Source organism: Phaeovulum sp., assembly GCF_047638075.1.
In the GTDB taxonomy this organism is placed as follows: domain Bacteria; phylum Pseudomonadota; class Alphaproteobacteria; order Rhodobacterales; family Rhodobacteraceae; genus UBA6197.
On the sequence record NZ_JBLJBV010000066.1, the window covers coordinates 23,462 to 39,320 of the forward strand.

The window sequence follows — 15,859 nt, forward strand, 5'->3', positions numbered from 1 at the left end:
AGAGCCCGACCCGATAAACATGAAGGGGCCGGATCCGGCCCCTTCTGCGATTATAGCCCCAAGCGGGCGCGGTGTGCTGATCCTGTTGGCGGCGCTTTTGGCATTTGCGCTGATGGATGCGACGGCCAAGCATCTGGGGACGCGCTATCATCCGGCGCAAGTGGTCTGGGCGCGGTTTGTGGTCAACGCGTTGATCCTCGCGTTGATCTTTCGCACGCGGCTACCGCGTCTGCTGATCACGCGGCAACCACGGGTGCAACTGCTGCGCGCACTGACCCAAGTTGCCACGGTGGTGCTATTTTTCATATCGATCCGTTCTATCGGGTTGGCCGAGGCTGCGGCGCTGTTAGACCTGAACCCGGTGCTCATCACGCTTGGCGCGGCGCTTTTTTTGGGTGAGCGGCTGGGGCCACGGCGCCTGATCGGCATTGCGGTGGCGTTTTGCGGCGCGATGATCATTTTGCGCCCCGGTGCTGGCGTGATGGACCCGGCCGCCCTTTTGGCGCTGGCGGGGGCGTTTACCTATGCTGCGGGGGCGCTGCTGACGCGGGTGCTGCGCACCGAAAGCATTGCGACCTCGATGCTGTGGTCGGCACTGGTGGGCACCGTTCTCAGCACGCTGGCGGTGCCGCTGTTTTGGCAGCCGGTAGCACTGGGCGATCTGTGGCTGTTCGTGGCGCTGGGGCTTTGCGGGGCGCTTGGGCAGGCGCTGTTGATCCGCGCCTTCACCCTGACCGAGGCGGGCACGCTGGCGCCTTTCGGCTATGCGGGGCTGATCTTTTCCAGCTTCTGGGGGTGGATGTTCTTTAATCAGTTGCCTGACCGCTGGACGGTCGTCGGCGCGCTTGTGATCGTCGGCGCAGGGCTTTATGTCTGGGCAAGGGAAAAAGCTGCGGCAAGATCTGCGCATTGACACGGACCTGATGAGCAAAACCACCACCCCCCCGACGCTGGCCGACCGGCTGAGCAATGGCGCGTTTCGCGCGCTGATAGGGCTGATGCTGGCGCTACCTTACCGCTTTCGCGTGCCGATAACCGGCTGGATCGTGTCACGGCTGCTATCGCCGCTGCTGGGCTACACCCGGCGGGTGCGTGACAATCTGGCCCTTGCGCGGCCGGATCTGCCATCTGCCGAAGTGGCCCGTCTGGCCCGCGCGGTGCCCGACAATCTGGGCCGCACCCTGGCCGAGATTTATTCGGGTCAGGAATTCATCGACCGGGTGAAGAACATCCCGTTGGACGGCCCCGGTGCCGCGGCACTGCAAGCCGCTCGTGAGGCGGGTCGCCCCGTCATTCTGGCAACCGGGCATTTTGGCAATTACGACGTCGCCCGCGCCGCCCTTATCGCGCGCGGCTATCCTGTGGGTGGGCTTTACAAGCCGATGAAGAACCGCCTGTTTGACGCCCATTACATTCAGGCGATCGAGCGGTTGGGTAAACCCTTGTTTCCACGCGGCAAACGGGGTCTGACGGAAATGGTCCGGTTCCTGAAATCGGGCGGAATGCTGGGCATCGTCTCTGATCAGCATGTGGGTCATGGCGCGGCGTTGACGTTTTTCGGCCTGTCGGCACAAACCGCGTTATCGGCGGCAGAGTTGGCGCTGAAATATGATGCGCTGCTGATTCCGATCTATGGTATCCGCCAACCGAACGGACTTGATTTTCAGATCCGGGTCGAGGCACCGGTGCCCATAGCCAGCACCGAAGCAATGACGCAAACGCTGAATGACAGCCTGGAGGCCCTGGTGCGCGGCCATATGGACCAATGGTTCTGGGTGCATCGGCGCTGGAAGGGCCGCAAACGCAGCTAATTGAACGGAAATTGCAGGGCTGGCAGGCTACGGTCAGGTCAGGTCAGGTCAGTTCAACCGCGCGGCGGCAAGGATGGCGCCGGGAAGCGGGGCAGATTTGCCCGGTCGCGCAGTTTGCACGATCAGCACCGCCGGATCCGCGCCATCAAGCGTGACAGTCAATGTCAGCGGCCCGCGCCCGTCCCAATCTGCAACGGCATGCCACGCCTTGACGACATTGGCATAATCCAGTTCACGCCCCGCATTTTCACCGCGCACGATCTCGACCCGCGTCGAGGGGGTATACCGCACGATCTGAATCACGGCCGGGGTGGTCAGCGGCGGATCGGCGCTAAGATCAACGACGATCTTGCCACCCTCGGGGCGAAGGCGCACCGCGACCGGGTCAGGCCCGGCTGCATGGGCCGCGATCAGCGCCGACAAATCAGCCGCGCGCGGTGCCACCAACGTATCGGCGCCGTCCACGATCATCTGCGGGGTATAGATCGTGCGTTCCCCTGCCGCACGGGCATAGGCCTTTTGCCGGGCTGTAAAAGCGGGTTGCGCAAACGGGTCTTCCCACCCCAGATAGTCCCAGTAATCAACATGCAGCGCCAGCGCGATCACATCTTTTCGCGTCGACATATCGGCCAGCAATGCATCCGCCGGCGGGCAGGATGAACATCCTTGCGATGTGAAAAGCTCAACCACAACCGGGCTGGGTTCGGGTGCAGGTAGTTTTGGCGCAATCAGTGCCGCGGCCGCGCGCGCGATGCTGACAGCTTCGGCGCTGGCAGCATCCTGCTCGGCCGTTTGGATATTTTGATCCGCCTCAATCGGCGCTACCTGCGCCTCGGCCAAACCGGCCGTCGCAAGCCACCCGCCGATGGCTGCGCATAAGATTGCGCGTTTCATGTCGCTTCTTTCCCTCAAAGTGACCTCTTTGGTAAGCCGCAATGCTTGCCTTTGCCAATCAAGGTTTTGCGATTGCCAGGCGGCATCGGGTTTCGGTATCATTTTCTGTGTGCAATGGTATACAAATTGCCGTGCCCCCCTTGATTGGTGCCTCACGATGCGGCATTACCATATGCAGCGACACCCCTATCATCTGCAAGGGAGGCCATCATGCCCATCGTCACCGGAAAAGATACCGCCAAAACCCGCCGTTCGCTAACGGCTGGCGGCAAGAACATTGCCTATTACTCAATTCCCGCCGCACAGGCTGCGGGCTTGGGGGATTTTTCGAAGCTGCCCGCTTCGCTCAAGGTCATTTTGGAAAACATGCTGCGGTTTGAAGACGGCGGCTTTACGGTGTCGGTTGACGACATCAAGGCGTTTGGCGAATGGGCCACCAATGGCGGCAAGAACCCGCGTGAGATTGCCTATCGCCCGGCGCGGGTGCTGATGCAGGACTTTACCGGCGTGCCGGCCGTGGTTGACCTTGCCGCGATGCGTGACGGGATCAAGGCGTTGGGCGGCGACGCCAAAAAGATCAACCCGCAGGTTCCTGTGGATCTGGTCATCGACCATTCGGTGATGATCGACGAATTTGGCACCCCGCGCGCCTTCCAGCGCAACGTGGAGCTGGAATACGAGCGGAACATGGAACGCTACCAGTTCCTGAAATGGGGCCAACACGCCTTTAACAACTTCCGCGTGGTGCCGCCCGGTACCGGTATCTGCCATCAGGTGAACCTTGAATACCTGTCCAAAACCATCTGGTCAGATACCGATCAAAGCGGCGAAGAGGTGGCCTACCCCGATACGCTGGTTGGGACTGACAGCCACACCACCATGGTCAACGGCCTTGCCGTTCTGGGCTGGGGCGTGGGCGGCATCGAGGCCGAGGCCGCGATGCTGGGCCAGCCGATTTCCATGCTGATCCCCGAGGTTGTGGGCTTCAAACTGACCGGCAAGATGGTCGAGGGCACCACCGCCACCGACCTCGTGCTGAAGGTCGTGCAAATGCTTCGCAAACATGGCGTTGTCGGTAAATTTGTCGAGTTCTACGGCGAAGGGCTGGACCATCTGCCGTTGGCAGACCGCGCAACAATCGGCAACATGTCGCCTGAATACGGCGCCACCTGCGGCTTCTTCCCGATCGACAACGAAACGCTGCGTTACCTGCGCAACACCGGCCGTGATGAGGACCGGATCGCCCTGGTCGAAGCCTATGCCAAAGAAAACGGCATGTGGCGCGACGCGGATTACAACCCGATCTACACCTCGACGCTGTCGCTAGACATGGGAGAGATCGTTCCCGCCATCTCGGGGCCCAAGCGCCCGCAGGACTATGTGACGCTTACCGAATCTGCGCGTGGCTTTTACAAGGTCGTGGCCGATTACCGCGGGATAGACATCTCTAACGGTGCCTCGCACATGGGCGCTGAAGGTGGTGGTGTGTTGGAAGCGCCGACTGATGTTCGCAAGACCGCCGAGGTCAAGGGCGCCGATTACACGATCCGCGATGGCTCGGTGGTGATCGCCGCGATTACCTCATGTACCAACACCTCCAACCCCTATGTGATGATCGGGGCCGGTCTGGTGGCCCGCAAGGCGCGCGCCCTTGGCCTGACCCGCAAGCCTTGGGTCAAGACCTCGCTCGCGCCCGGCTCTCAGGTCGTGGCGCAGTATCTGGAGGCCGCCGGTCTGCAAGAGGATCTGGACGCGATCGGGTTCAACCTTGTCGGCTTTGGCTGCACCACCTGTATCGGTAACTCGGGCCCGTTAAGCGACCCCGAAATTACCAAGGCCATCCATGAAAATGACCTGGTTGCCGCCGCCGTCCTGTCGGGAAACCGCAACTTTGAGGGCCGGATCAGCCCGGATGTGCGCGCCAACTACCTTGCGTCGCCGCCTTTGGTGGTGGCTTATGCGATTGCGGGCGATCTGAACATCAACCTCACGAAAGATCCGATCGGAATTTCGAAAGACGGCAAAGAGGTGTTTTTGAAAGACATCTGGCCAACTACGAAAGAGATCGCGGATCTGGTCGACGCAACCGTAACGCGCGAAGCCTTCCAGACGAAATACGCCGATGTCTTCAAGGGCGATGCGCTATGGCAGGCGGTTGATGTCGTGGACAGTGAAACCTATGACTGGCCAGCCAACTCGACCTACATCCAAAACCCGCCTTATTTCCAGGGGATGACGCTTGACGCCGGGACGATCACTAACGTCAAAGATGCGCGTATCCTTGCACTTTTGGGCGATATGATTACCACCGACCACATCAGCCCGGCTGGATCGTTCAAGCCAACGACACCCGCAGGCCGCTATCTGACCGAACGTCAGGTGGCCCCCAAGGACTTCAACAGCTACGGCTCACGTCGGGGTAACCATGAGGTCATGATGCGCGGCACCTTTGCCAATATCCGCATCAAGAACGAGATGCTGGACGGGGTTGAAGGCGGCTACACCAAAGGGCCGGACGGGGCGCAAACCTCGATCTTTGACGCCGCGATGGAGTATCAGGACGCGGGCATCCCGTTGGTCATCTTTGGCGGTATCGAATACGGCGCGGGTTCCAGCCGTGACTGGGCGGCCAAGGGCACCAACCTGCTGGGCGTCAAGGCGGTGATTGCCGAGTCGTTTGAACGGATCCACCGCTCGAACCTGATCGGGATGGGTGTCATCCCGTTTGAGTTTACAGACGGCGAGACCCGCAAATCTCTGAACCTCAAAGGGGACGAAGTTGTCAGTATTGAAGGGCTGGAAGGGGATATCGAACCGCTAAGCGTGGTTCCCTGCACGATCCAATATGCGGACGGCACAACGAAAACGATCCAAGTAAAAAGCCGGATCGATACCGAAGTCGAGATCGAATACCTTGAGAATGGCGGCGTGCTCCACTACGTGCTGCGCAACCTCGCCAAGGCGTGATTGGCTGAATCCTGAACGAAAAGCCCCGGACCGGTCCGGGGCTTTTTGATTTGGGGCGCGGGGAATTCCTGCCTGTAGCGCCTTTAGTTTACCAAAGGTTGATCCCTTCGGCACCCGCGAACCACATCGCCCGTGTAGAGTTCGCATGGAATGTGCCCTCTGCTTTTAGAGGCGATGTATCTGGTAAGGCCAAGGTTGCGGTGGGCAGGCAAAGGCGCCTGTGGGCCGGAGGATCAGGAATGGCTTTGGCGGGGTGCGCCAGAACGCCACTTCCATTAAAGGATCATGGCAACCTGTTATATTTTGCGCCGCAGATCACCTTCCCCCGGCGCCCGCGATATTTTCTTGCAAAAAACAGTCTTTTGCGACGGGGGGGCGCTCTGCTTTGGGCCGCCTCTGGCAGAGGTGGCCCAAAGTTCGGCCAAAGCCAGCGTCAGTTATGGCCCAGCTTTTCCAGCCGTGCCGCACGCAGGCGCGCAAAATCGCTTCCTGCGTGATAAGACGACCGTGTCAGCGGGGTCGCTGAAACCATCAAGAATCCCTTTCCATAGGCAGATGCCTCATAGGTTTTGAATTCATCCGGCGTCACGAAGCGGTCCACCTTATGATGTTTTGGGGTAGGTTGCAGATATTGCCCGATGGTCAGAAAATCGACATCGGCCGCGCGCATATCGTCCATCACCTGTTTCACGCCCTGCATATCTTCGCCAAGCCCTACCATTATGCCCGATTTGGTGAACATTCTCGGGTCCAGTTCCTTTACCCGCTGCAACAGCCGCAAGCTGTGGAAATAGCGCGCGCCGGGCCGGACCGAGGGGTAAAGACCCGGTACGGTCTCAAGGTTGTGGTTGAACACGTCGGGTTGCGCCTCGACCACCTTTTCCAGCGCCTCGGCCGGGCATTTCAGAAAATCAGGGGTCAGGATTTCAATCGTTGTTCCGGGTGCGCGGTGGCGGATGGCGCGGATCGTCTGGCAGAAATGTTCGGCCCCGCCGTCTTCCAGATCGTCGCGGTCAACACTGGTAATGACCACATGTTTCAGCCCCAGCGTCGCCACCGCATGGGCGACACGCCCGGGTTCGAATACATCAAGCGATTTGGGCTTGCCGGTTGCAATATTGCAAAAGCTGCACCCGCGGGTGCAGATGTCACCCATGATCATCATTGTGGCGTGGCCCGCGCTCCAGCACTCACCAACGTTGGGGCAGCCCGCCTCTTCGCAGACGGTAACCAATTTATTGGTTTTGAGGATATCGCGCGTTTCCTTATACCCTTGCGAGGTCGGCGCCTTGACGCGAATCCAATCGGGTTTTTTCGGCTGCGCCTGATCCGGCTTATGTGCCTTTTCGGGGTGACGTTGGCCGGGTATCTTGAGGTCTCGCACGGGAATGTCCCCCCCTGACGTGGCGTTATTTACCCAGATAATCGCAAACCGGGGCCAAGGCAACCTTACGCAAACACGATATCAGACGTGTTCGAACCGGGTGAGACAATCTTTGCTGCGAGGTAGGGCCGCTTGGCCAGGTGTCCCTGTCATCGGATGTAGTAGGCTGGTAGCAATTGCACCCCGTGGAATGGCCAAAGGCATCGCGGGGGGCCACCCCCGCGTGCTGATTTCTCGCGAAATAAGGGGGGCTTACCCCTGCCCTAGCCGATCAAGGGGGCGGCACCGCCATAGGTTTCGTCATAATGGCGTTTAAGCCGGATCAGCGCGATACGCAGAACGATCTTGCCCGAACGCGCAGACCAACCCAAGCGCTTTTCAGCGGCCTCCAACCCTTCGAGAAAACAACAGCAACGCAGCACCATATCCCCCAGCCCCGGCCCCAGATCACGCAGGGCCAAGGCAACGCGGTCTCGCGCGCGGCCTGATCCGCCGCCCGGCCCCGCGTTTTCACGGTATTGGCCGCGACCACCGCCGGTCATGAAACGTTCCCAATTCTGGGCTACGCGTGGCCCCATCTGCGCCAGTTCAAAATCTTCGCGCAAGCGCTCGCCTGCGGCAACCAGGTCGGCGGGCAGAAAGGGCGCGCCATCCTTGTCACGGCGCCGCGCCAACAGGCCCAACGGGCTTTCGGCAAGGTTGGCACGCAGCCGTTTATTACCGCCCTCGGGGTCAAGACGTGTGGCCCAGTGCCGGTGTTGATCTGCATAAGGGTTTTCATGCTCGCGCGGCGCCTCGGTCAACCCGCCTGCACGGGTGGCATTGTCCTCGTCCAGCATGCGGCGCAACGCAGCACGGCCGGTGGTGCTGATCGCATAGCTGATGATCCGCCCGGAATGTGCAACCTCGATCCAGTCATTCAGGGCGAAAGCCTGCGCCACGGTGCGCGCGACCACAGCGGTACGCACCGTGCCCTTCAACACCACCGCCTTGTCAAGATCGCCCGCGACAACCAACAGCGCCCCCGGTTCCGTCAGGCGGCGCAGTATGCGGCGGGCCTCGTACTGGATTTCGGAATCGTCGGCTTGCATTTCGGCTTTGCGGATCGGTGCGGACATGGGCGGATTTTCCTTTTCAGCAATGGGCGTAGCGGGTCGCAGGGTGGTGGGTTTTGCCAGATCTGAGAGCAACTCATCAATCAGCGGGTCATCGCGGCGCGACTCTACCCGGCGGACACGGCGCAACACGGTCGAGGCGTGGCAGCCCTCGGTGCGCGCCAGTTGGCGGATCGGTATGCCCTCTTCAACATGGCGCAGGTATAGGCGTGCGCAATCAGGCAGCCACGCGGGCAAGGCCGCGGATGCCGTAAATGGTATCGTCATTCATTCCCCCAGAGATCCACGGCGCAGGGTGCGCCGCGTCTTCGACAGCGCGCAACCGTCGGTTGCTTTCGTTACCTGTTCGTTAATAAATAGAACGATCCCGATAATTGTTTAAAAATGATAAATATCATCAAACGCGGCGGACGGTATTTATCTAAAATGCGCAACGCCCTCATAGGTTGAGTAAATTGCATGGCGAAACCCTGTGAAAGGATACGCCATGACTGATCTGATAAGCCTGATTTCCGACCTGCGCCGCCCGCGCCTTTTGATCAGTGCCGCGCGCTTTGGCCTGACGGATTACAACCGAAACCGCGACCTGCGCCGTCTTTTGCGCCTGCCGACACCACCACGGCCAGAACGGGCATTGGTCGAGTTGATCACCGAAGAGGCGCGCCTTGATGGGTGCCGCCGTGAGGGCGGGGCAGGTTACAGCCTGACGCGCCATATCGAGATTCTGATAGCCCTGATGGGTGAGGCGCGGCTGTTGCCGCCGCCGCTCAACGTGACTTGAACAAGGATCCCAACACGCCACGCACCAGTGCCTGCCCGGATTTCGTGCCCAACTGCCGCATGAAGCTTTTGCCAAACGCCTCGGCCATCGTATCTGACCGCGACCGGGGGCTGCGGGCCTGTGGTTTTACGGTGCTGCTGGCGGGGGCAAAGCGGCGCGCATTGTTGAATTCACCAAGGTCACTTTGGTTTTCGGTAACTTCGGCTGCGGCGGCTTTTGCCCGCGCTGCCAATTTCTCATAGGCCGACTCGCGGTCCAGCGCCTGCCCATATTTCACCCCGAACGGCGAAGATTGCATGATCACGTCCCGCTCTTGGGCGGTAATCACACCAAGACGGCTGGCGGGGGGGCGTACCAAGGTGCGCTCTACTATTCCCGGCACGCCCTTTGCTTGCAAAAACGATGTCACGGCCTCGCCCGTGCCAACCTCTTTGATCGCTGTTTCCGTATCAAAGCGCGGGTTGGCGCGGTAGTTCTGCGCAGCGCGAGAAAGATCCTTTTGATCCCTGGCCGTAAATGCGCGAAGGGCATGTTGCACCCGGTTGCCCAATTGCGACAAGATCCGATCGGGCACATCGCCGGGGTTTTGAGTGATGAAATAAACCCCCACCCCCTTTGAGCGGATCAGCCGCGCCACCTGTTCCACCTTGTCGACCAGCGCCTTGGGGGCATCGTCAAACAGCAGGTGCGCCTCGTCAAAGAAGAAAACGAACTTTGGTATATCAGGGTCGCCAACTTCGGGCAGCTCTTCAAACAGCTCAGACAAGAGCCAGAGCAAGAATGTCGCATAAAGCCGGGGCGACGACATCAACTGGTCGGCCGCCAGAATATTGACCCGCCCCCGGCCATCCTCGGACACGCTCATCATATCAGCCAGTTCCAGCGCTGGCTCGCCAAAAAATTGGGTGCCGCCCTGGTTTTCCAACACCAGAAGATGGCGTTGAATGGCCCCCACGGTTGCAGATGCGACATTACCATAACGCAGGGTTATCTCATCGGCATTCTGACCGATGAACACCAGCATCGCCCGCAGATCCTTCATATCAAGAATCGGTAACTCTTCTTCGTCAGCGATCCGAAAGGCGATGTTCAAGACCCCCTCTTGCGCCTCGGACAGCCCCATAAGCCGCGCCAAAAGCAGTGGCCCCATCTCTGAAACAGTGGTGCGCACCGGATGCCCTTTTTGCGCAAACAAGTCCCAGAACGTCACCGGAAACCCGCGATATTGCAGGTTGTATCCAATTGTATCGGCCCGCTTCTGGAACGCGTCGTGCAGCTTTGCGCTGGCAGATCCAGGCAGTGCCAACCCCGCCAGATCGCCCTTTACGTCAGACAGAAACACCGGCACCCCGGCGCTGGAAAACGCTTCGGCCAAAATCTGAAGGGTGACGGTCTTTCCAGTTCCGGTTGCGCCCGCAATCAGCCCGTGTCGGTTGCCGTATTTCATCAACAACTCTTGCGGAGTGGCATAATTTTCGCCGCCACCGCCTACAAATATCCCGCCTTCGGTCAGCATGTCACTCATTCCCAACTCCACTTTGCGCAACACAACAATACTATTTTAGTCAAATGGCGCCAGTATCCATTCTGCCGGGGTTCGCTTTCTTTGGCCCGAACCGGGCTTTTGCGGCAGGCAACCCGCCGCCTCTCTTTGGCGCGGCTTTTTTCTTAGTATTCAATATTTTAAACGCTTGTAAAAAGCCTGTTGACGGAATGAATATTGACGGGTAGCGTCCCCTCAATGACGAAGTCGGCCAGTCCGACAGGGAAAAAAGGGAAAGGGTCCTTTCGGGGGCCCTTTTTCCATAAACGCCGTCATATCACGCCTTCGTGGCCAAAATCCGCCGCATTATAGAGGCTTTGCACTTTATTGGGCGCTGACACTCGCGCTGCGCCGTGCTAATCGGGGGTCCGTAACCCGTTCAGGATGGATGAGAAATGATTGTAGACCTCACGAAGCCCTTGGTGATTGCCCTTGCACTGGGGTTGGCAACGTCGGCCTTCGCGCAAGAGGCGACAACGCCCCCCGCCACCGATACAACCACGACAGAGACCCCGGCAACTGACGCGACGGCCGCTGACACGACGGCTACGGATGCCCCGGCTGACCTGTCGCTGGGTACGACCGCGGATGCCCCCGATGGCGTTGGCACGACCTATACCGCCGAAACCTTTGGCGACTGGAAATTGCAGTGCATTCGCACCCAAGACGGCAACGACCCCTGCCAGATCTATCAGATCCTGAAGGATGCCCAAGGCGGTAGCGTAGCCGATATCAGCATTTTCGCCCTGCCCGCCGGTCAAAAAGCCGCCGCAGGTGCCACCATCGTGACGCCGCTGGAAACGCTGCTTACCCAGCAGGTCACACTGCAAATTGATACCGCGCCAGCCAAGGTCTATCCCTTTACCTTCTGCAACACGACCGGCTGTTTTTCCCGTATCGGTTTTACCCAGGCCGATGTCGACGGCTTCAAGAAGGGCAAAAAGGCGATGCTGACCGTGGTGCCCGCAGTTGCCCCCGATCAAAAGGTTGAAATGACCTTGTCGCTTTCGGGGTTCACCGCCGCCTATGACGCGGTGACGAAGGCAAACGCCGACAATAAATAACGGCCTACACCGGGCCTGCCAAGGAACGCCGCCCAAGGCCGGGCGGCGTTTGCTGTTTAGACCTTTTTCAGCGCCAAAACCGCATTCAGCCCGCCAAAGGCAAAGGCATTTGACAAGACCGCATCTACCCGCACCTCGCGCGCGGTGTTTGGCACCACGTCAAGGTCACACTCGGGGTCAAATTCCTGATGGTTCAGCGTGGGCGCTATCACCCCCTCATTCAGCGCCAGCAAACAGGCCAGCACCTCAACCGCGCCGGTTCCGCCGATGCAGTGCCCGTGGGCGGCCTTTGTGGATGAAACATGAACCTGCCTTGCCGCAGGGCCAAAAACCCGGTGAATTGCGGCGCTTTCGGTTTTATCGTTCGCCGCTGTACCGGTGCCGTGGGCATTGATATAACCCACCGCCTCGGGCGCCAGCCCCGCATCCTTCAGCGCGCCAGCAATTGCCCGCGCCGCCCCATCGACCGAGGGCATGACGATATCCCCCGCGTCCGAGCACATGTGAAACCCCGCGACCTCGGCCAAAATAGCAGCCCCGCGGGCGCGGGCATGGTCGTAGTCTTCAAAGACAAAGACGCCCGCCCCCTCGCCCTGCACCATGCCATTGCGGTTGGCGCTAAACGGACGGCAAGCGTCGCTTGACATGACGCGCAACCCCTCCCACGCCTTGACCCCGCCAAAGCACAGCATCGCCTCGGCGCCGCCGACCAGCATCACGGGTGCAGCACCTGAGCGCACCATCTGAAAGCCAAGCCCCATCGCGTGGTTTGAACTGGCGCATGCGGTGGCCACCGAAAACGCCGGGCCGCGCAGGCCAAACTCTATACTGACATGGCTGACGGCGGCGTTGTTCATCAGCTTTGGCACCACAAACGGATGCACCCGGTTCTTGCCCTCGGCGTAAACCGCGCGGTAGCTGTCATCCCAAGTGCCGACACCGCCCCCCGCCGTGCCCAGAACCACACCCGCGCGGTCGCCCAGATCGCCGGTCAGATCCAGCCCCGACTGCGCCACTGCCTGCCGCGCCGCCACCAGCGCAAATTGCGCAAAACGGTCCAGAAACCCAAGTTTCTGCCGCTCAAAATGTGCCTCGGGCTGCCAGCCTTTGACCTGCGCGCCAATCTGGATCGACAGCCGCTCTACATCGCGAAACTCCAGCGGCCCGATACCGCTGCGCCCCTCGCGCAGCGCCACCAAGGTTTGCGGCACGTCTTGCGCCAGCGCATTCACCGTGCCCGCCCCGGTTATGACAACCCGTTTCATCGGCGGGTCTTAAACGCGGGCGCGCACAAGCGCCTCGACCGCCGACACGATGGCCGCCACGGACGAGATATCAAATTCGTTCTGTGCCGGTTCATTCGCATTGAAAGGCACTGAGATATCAAAGGCTTCTTCGATCTTGAAGATGGATTCGACCAACCCCAGACTGTCGATCCCCAGATCCTCCAACGTCATGTCCGGGCGCACCTGACCTGGCTCCAGAACGGCCTCTTCGGCAATGATCGCAATGATTTTTTCTTTAATGCTCTCGCTCATGTCTTTCTCCGCTCAGCCTTTCTGGCCTAGTTTGGCAACAACTTCCCGCAGTTCTGCAACCTGCGCAAACAATCTTCCCAGTCGGCGGATGTTTTTCCACGCCTCGACATGGCTTTCCATCTTCAACGCCGGATAGCCCAGCAACACGCGCCCGGCGGGTGCGTTGGTGAAAATCTTGGTCGCACCGCCGGCGATGACATCATCACCGACAAAAATATTATCCGAAACGCCGCACTGCCCGGCCAGTACCACGCGGTCGCCAATCCGGCTTGACCCGGCAATTCCGACCTGGCCGCACAGCAGACAATCGCACCCGATCTGCACGTTGTGGCCGATGTGCACAAGGTTATCCATCTTTGTTCCCGACCCGACCGAGGTGGCCCTGACCGTGCCACGGTCGATCGTTGCATTGGCCCCCAGTTCCACATCGTCACCAATCACGACGGTGCCGAGGCTGTGAATTCGGGTCCAGCTTTGTTGCTGGATCTGGTCACGCTCGCCCAGGGTTTCGCGGATCTCTTCGACCCCGGATTTCTCCGGCGTCACAAAGGAAAAGCCGTCCGCGCCGATCACCGCGCCCGGCTGGCAAATGAAACGGTCACCGATCTGCACCCCTGCGCCAATTTTCGCGCCTTGCAGGATCAGCGCATCGGCACCGATCCGCGCGCCTTCGGCAATGCTGACGTGGCTTGCGATCCGCGCACCCGCACCAATAGCCGCACCGCGCCCGATCACCACAAACGGGCCAATCGCCGCCCCTGCCCCGATCCGCGCCGAGCCGTCTATCACCGCCGTCGGATGCACGCCCGCGGAAATGTCGGGGCCCGGATCAAACGCGCGGCTAAGTCCGGCCATCGCCAGACGCGGCCGCGCCACAAAGATCGCCGCCCTAAGCCCCAGTGCACGCCAATCGGCACCATCCCAAAGCACCGCAGCCTGCGCCGCCCCCAGTGCCAGACCCGCAGCATATTTCGGGTCCATCGCCAGTGCCAGTTGCCGCGGCCCGGCAGACGCGGGTTCAGCGGCACCATCAACTAAAATCGTCAAATCGCCCTCGGCGCGGGCGCCAAGCGATTTGGCAATTTCCTCAATCGTATAGGACATGACAGGCCTCGGGTGCGTTGGGGCAAAATTCCCCGGTCTTTGATCTAATCCCCCAAGGCGGGCATTGCTACCCCAGCGTGTGACAGCGCCGCAAAAATCCGGCCATCACGGCCATAAACGTCGCGTCGATATTCAATTTGCCCTCTGGGTGTGGGCCAGGCGGTAAAATAGACCAGATGCACGGGCACCGGTTTTTCAAGCATGATCGTGGTTTCCCGGCCGGTGTTCAGATGCCGCCTGAACTCGCCCTCGGGGTCGTCGGTTTGCGCAGACAACAACACATAGGCCAGATCAAACGGGTCCCCCACGCGGATGCAACCATGTGAAAATGCTCGTGTTTCCTTGTTGAACAAGGACTTGGAGGGAGTGTCGTGCAAATAGATGTTGTACTTATTCGGAAACAGGAATTTCACCAACCCCAGCGCATTGCCATCAGAGGGTGGCTGTTTCATCGCAAAAGGAAAGTTGCGCGCCGTATAAGACGCAAAATCAATGGCCGAACGGGGCACGACCCGGCCACGGCCGTCGATCACCTTGATATGTCCCGCGGCATTGGCGTTGCGCTGCATCATCGGTAGATATTCCTTGACAGTGATCGAGCGTGGAACATTCCAGCTTGGGTTGACCACCATCATTTCCATCTCATCCGAAAATTCGGGACTGCGGCGGTCAGGAATGTTCTGGCCAACCACGGTTACCGATTCAAACGTCACCTTGCCATTATCAACAACCCTGACGCTGAAGTCGGGCAGATTGACCCAGATATGACGTTTGCCCAGATCCACCCCGTTCATCCAGCGCATCCGTTCCATGGCCACAATAACCGATTGCAGCCGCTCTTGCGGGGTCCGGTTAACCTCAAGCAACGTTCCCTCGCCGGCTACACCGTCGGCAGTCAGGCCATTGTCCATCTGGAATTTCTGCACTGCCTTTTGCAGGTTGCCGTCAAAAGACGCAGCGGCGGACCTGGAAAGGTATCCCATTGCAAACAATCGGTTACGAAGCGCAATTACAGCGCCGCCAGTATCACCGGGGCGCAGGGCCTTGGCCGAAACCGGCGCGCCCCAACCACCCTGCCCGATGGCCCGTTCCAAATCCAGCTTGGCGCGCATCAGTTGCGCGTATTGCGGCGCCTTGGGTGGCAGCCCCCGCAGGAACTCGGCCGCGTCCGAGGCAGCAAAAGCCGTCAGGATGCTTTCCCGGTCGCGGCGCGGAATTTCACGCACAATCCCCGGATCGACCCGCACCGGGTCAAGCGCACCGGTCTGAATATCTTGTGCGTAGCTTAGAAAGGCGGCCGACATCGCCACCTCCAGCAGGCCGCGCTGACGTTCGGACTGAAGCGCCCCAAAACGCGCCTTCAACCCCGCCGCGTCATAGCGTTTAGCGGGAAGCCCATGGTTATCGGCACCCGCAAGGGCCGCAAAAAACGCGCCCCGCCGCACCGCATCGGATTCTGTCGTCCAGATCGGCTGGTAGTCACGCCCGGCGTAAAACTGCGCCAAAGCCGGGTCCAAAGCCGCGCTTTCCGCGATTGCCTGGTTGAAGCCAGACACCTGCGCGCGCGCATCTGCCGGTGCCAACACCAGCACAATCGCGACCGCGCACGCCGCAGCCCAAGCCTTAAACCGCAAAATTCCCGCCATGATCTCTCCGGA

General features: G+C 60.1%; 13 protein-coding genes. 5 read left to right on the plus strand and 8 right to left on the minus strand.

Features of this window, described 5'->3' with window-relative positions:
• Positions 1 to 19 precede the first annotated feature (19 nt).
• Together ACM62R_RS10275 and ACM62R_RS10280 are read left to right on the plus strand one after the other, a co-directional pair.
• Positions 20 to 913: a DMT family transporter gene (locus tag ACM62R_RS10275; RefSeq protein ID WP_415183962.1), complete on the plus strand. Its 894-nt coding sequence runs from the start codon at positions 20 to 22 to the stop codon at positions 911 to 913.
• Between the two features lie 7 nt (positions 914 to 920).
• Positions 921 to 1,811: a lysophospholipid acyltransferase family protein gene (locus ACM62R_RS10280; protein ID WP_415184057.1), complete on the plus strand. Its 891-nt coding sequence runs from the start codon at positions 921 to 923 to the stop codon at positions 1,809 to 1,811.
• 48 nt (positions 1,812 to 1,859) lie between these two features.
• Here ACM62R_RS10280 and ACM62R_RS10285 read toward each other — a convergent pair whose 3' ends face one another.
• Positions 1,860 to 2,705: a DUF1223 domain-containing protein gene (locus tag ACM62R_RS10285; protein ID WP_415183963.1), complete on the minus strand. Its 846-nt coding sequence runs from the start codon at positions 2,703 to 2,705 to the stop codon at positions 1,860 to 1,862.
• A gap of 210 nt (positions 2,706 to 2,915) precedes the next feature.
• Between ACM62R_RS10285 and acnA the strand changes: the two genes are divergently transcribed.
• Positions 2,916 to 5,672 (plus strand): aconitate hydratase AcnA, encoded by a 2,757-nt coding sequence (gene acnA / locus ACM62R_RS10290; protein WP_415183964.1) that lies wholly within the window; start codon positions 2,916 to 2,918, stop codon positions 5,670 to 5,672.
• 433 nt (positions 5,673 to 6,105) lie between these two features.
• On the opposite strand, the gene lipA is transcribed toward acnA, so the two are convergent.
• The gene (gene lipA, locus ACM62R_RS10295; protein WP_415183965.1) at positions 6,106 to 7,056 is read right to left on the minus strand and encodes a lipoyl synthase; all 951 of its coding nucleotides are present in this window, start codon (positions 7,054 to 7,056) and stop codon (positions 6,106 to 6,108) included.
• 263 nt (positions 7,057 to 7,319) lie between these two features.
• Positions 7,320 to 8,438: a DUF6456 domain-containing protein gene (locus tag ACM62R_RS10300; RefSeq protein ID WP_415183966.1), complete on the minus strand. Its 1,119-nt coding sequence runs from the start codon at positions 8,436 to 8,438 to the stop codon at positions 7,320 to 7,322.
• A gap of 220 nt (positions 8,439 to 8,658) precedes the next feature.
• Between ACM62R_RS10300 and ACM62R_RS10305 the strand changes: the two genes are divergently transcribed.
• Complete coding sequence (locus ACM62R_RS10305; RefSeq protein WP_415183967.1) at positions 8,659 to 8,952, plus strand: DUF6477 family protein; 294 nt, start codon at positions 8,659 to 8,661, stop codon at positions 8,950 to 8,952.
• Here the strand turns inward: ACM62R_RS10305 and ACM62R_RS10310 are convergent.
• On the minus strand, positions 8,939 to 10,477 hold the full coding sequence (locus ACM62R_RS10310) for a helicase HerA-like domain-containing protein (RefSeq protein ID WP_415183968.1): 1,539 nt from the start codon (positions 10,475 to 10,477) through the stop codon (positions 8,939 to 8,941). The genes ACM62R_RS10305 and ACM62R_RS10310 overlap by 14 nt on opposite strands.
• A gap of 413 nt (positions 10,478 to 10,890) precedes the next feature.
• Here ACM62R_RS10310 and ACM62R_RS10315 point away from each other — a divergent pair, with 413 nt between their 5' ends.
• Entirely contained in the window at positions 10,891 to 11,559 is a 669-nt protein-coding gene (locus tag ACM62R_RS10315) for an invasion associated locus B family protein (RefSeq protein WP_415183969.1), read from the plus strand.
• Positions 11,560 to 11,615: 56 nt separating this feature from the next.
• On the opposite strand, the gene ACM62R_RS10320 is transcribed toward ACM62R_RS10315, so the two are convergent.
• From ACM62R_RS10320 to ACM62R_RS10335, 4 genes are read right to left on the minus strand one after another with little or no spacing between them, the layout of a single operon-like run.
• A complete protein-coding gene (locus ACM62R_RS10320; RefSeq protein ID WP_415183970.1) occupies positions 11,616 to 12,824 on the minus strand; it encodes a beta-ketoacyl-[acyl-carrier-protein] synthase family protein in 1,209 nt (402 codons plus the stop codon).
• Positions 12,825 to 12,833: 9 nt separating this feature from the next.
• Positions 12,834 to 13,097, minus strand: coding sequence for an acyl carrier protein (locus ACM62R_RS10325; protein WP_415183971.1), 264 nt, complete (start codon positions 13,095 to 13,097; stop codon positions 12,834 to 12,836).
• 12 nt (positions 13,098 to 13,109) lie between these two features.
• Positions 13,110 to 14,201, minus strand: a complete 1,092-nt coding sequence (locus tag ACM62R_RS10330) for a UDP-3-O-(3-hydroxymyristoyl)glucosamine N-acyltransferase (protein ID WP_415183972.1) — start codon at positions 14,199 to 14,201, stop codon at positions 13,110 to 13,112.
• Between the two features lie 44 nt (positions 14,202 to 14,245).
• Positions 14,246 to 15,847: a L,D-transpeptidase family protein gene (locus tag ACM62R_RS10335; RefSeq protein ID WP_415183973.1), complete on the minus strand. Its 1,602-nt coding sequence runs from the start codon at positions 15,845 to 15,847 to the stop codon at positions 14,246 to 14,248.
• Between the last annotated feature and the right edge of the window lie 12 nt (positions 15,848 to 15,859).

Bases quoted from the DNA above. Each gene is read 5' to 3' on its own strand.
- ACM62R_RS10275 (WP_415183962.1), top strand. From the start codon at position 20: ATGAAGGGGCCGGATCCGGCCCCTTCTGCGATTATAGCCCCAAGCGGG.
- ACM62R_RS10285 (WP_415183963.1), bottom strand. From the start codon at position 2,705: ATGAAACGCGCAATCTTATGCGCAGCCATCGGCGGGTGGCTTGCGACG.
- acnA (WP_415183964.1), top strand. From the start codon at position 2,916: ATGCCCATCGTCACCGGAAAAGATACCGCCAAAACCCGCCGTTCGCTA.
- ACM62R_RS10300 (WP_415183966.1), bottom strand. From the start codon at position 8,438: ATGACGATACCATTTACGGCATCCGCGGCCTTGCCCGCGTGGCTGCCT.
- ACM62R_RS10305 (WP_415183967.1), top strand. From the start codon at position 8,659: ATGACTGATCTGATAAGCCTGATTTCCGACCTGCGCCGCCCGCGCCTT.
- ACM62R_RS10310 (WP_415183968.1), bottom strand. From the start codon at position 10,477: ATGAGTGACATGCTGACCGAAGGCGGGATATTTGTAGGCGGTGGCGGC.
- ACM62R_RS10315 (WP_415183969.1), top strand. From the start codon at position 10,891: ATGATTGTAGACCTCACGAAGCCCTTGGTGATTGCCCTTGCACTGGGG.
- ACM62R_RS10320 (WP_415183970.1), bottom strand. From the start codon at position 12,824: ATGAAACGGGTTGTCATAACCGGGGCGGGCACGGTGAATGCGCTGGCG.
- ACM62R_RS10325 (WP_415183971.1), bottom strand. From the start codon at position 13,097: ATGAGCGAGAGCATTAAAGAAAAAATCATTGCGATCATTGCCGAAGAG.
- ACM62R_RS10330 (WP_415183972.1), bottom strand. From the start codon at position 14,201: ATGTCCTATACGATTGAGGAAATTGCCAAATCGCTTGGCGCCCGCGCC.
- ACM62R_RS10335 (WP_415183973.1), bottom strand. From the start codon at position 15,847: ATGGCGGGAATTTTGCGGTTTAAGGCTTGGGCTGCGGCGTGCGCGGTC.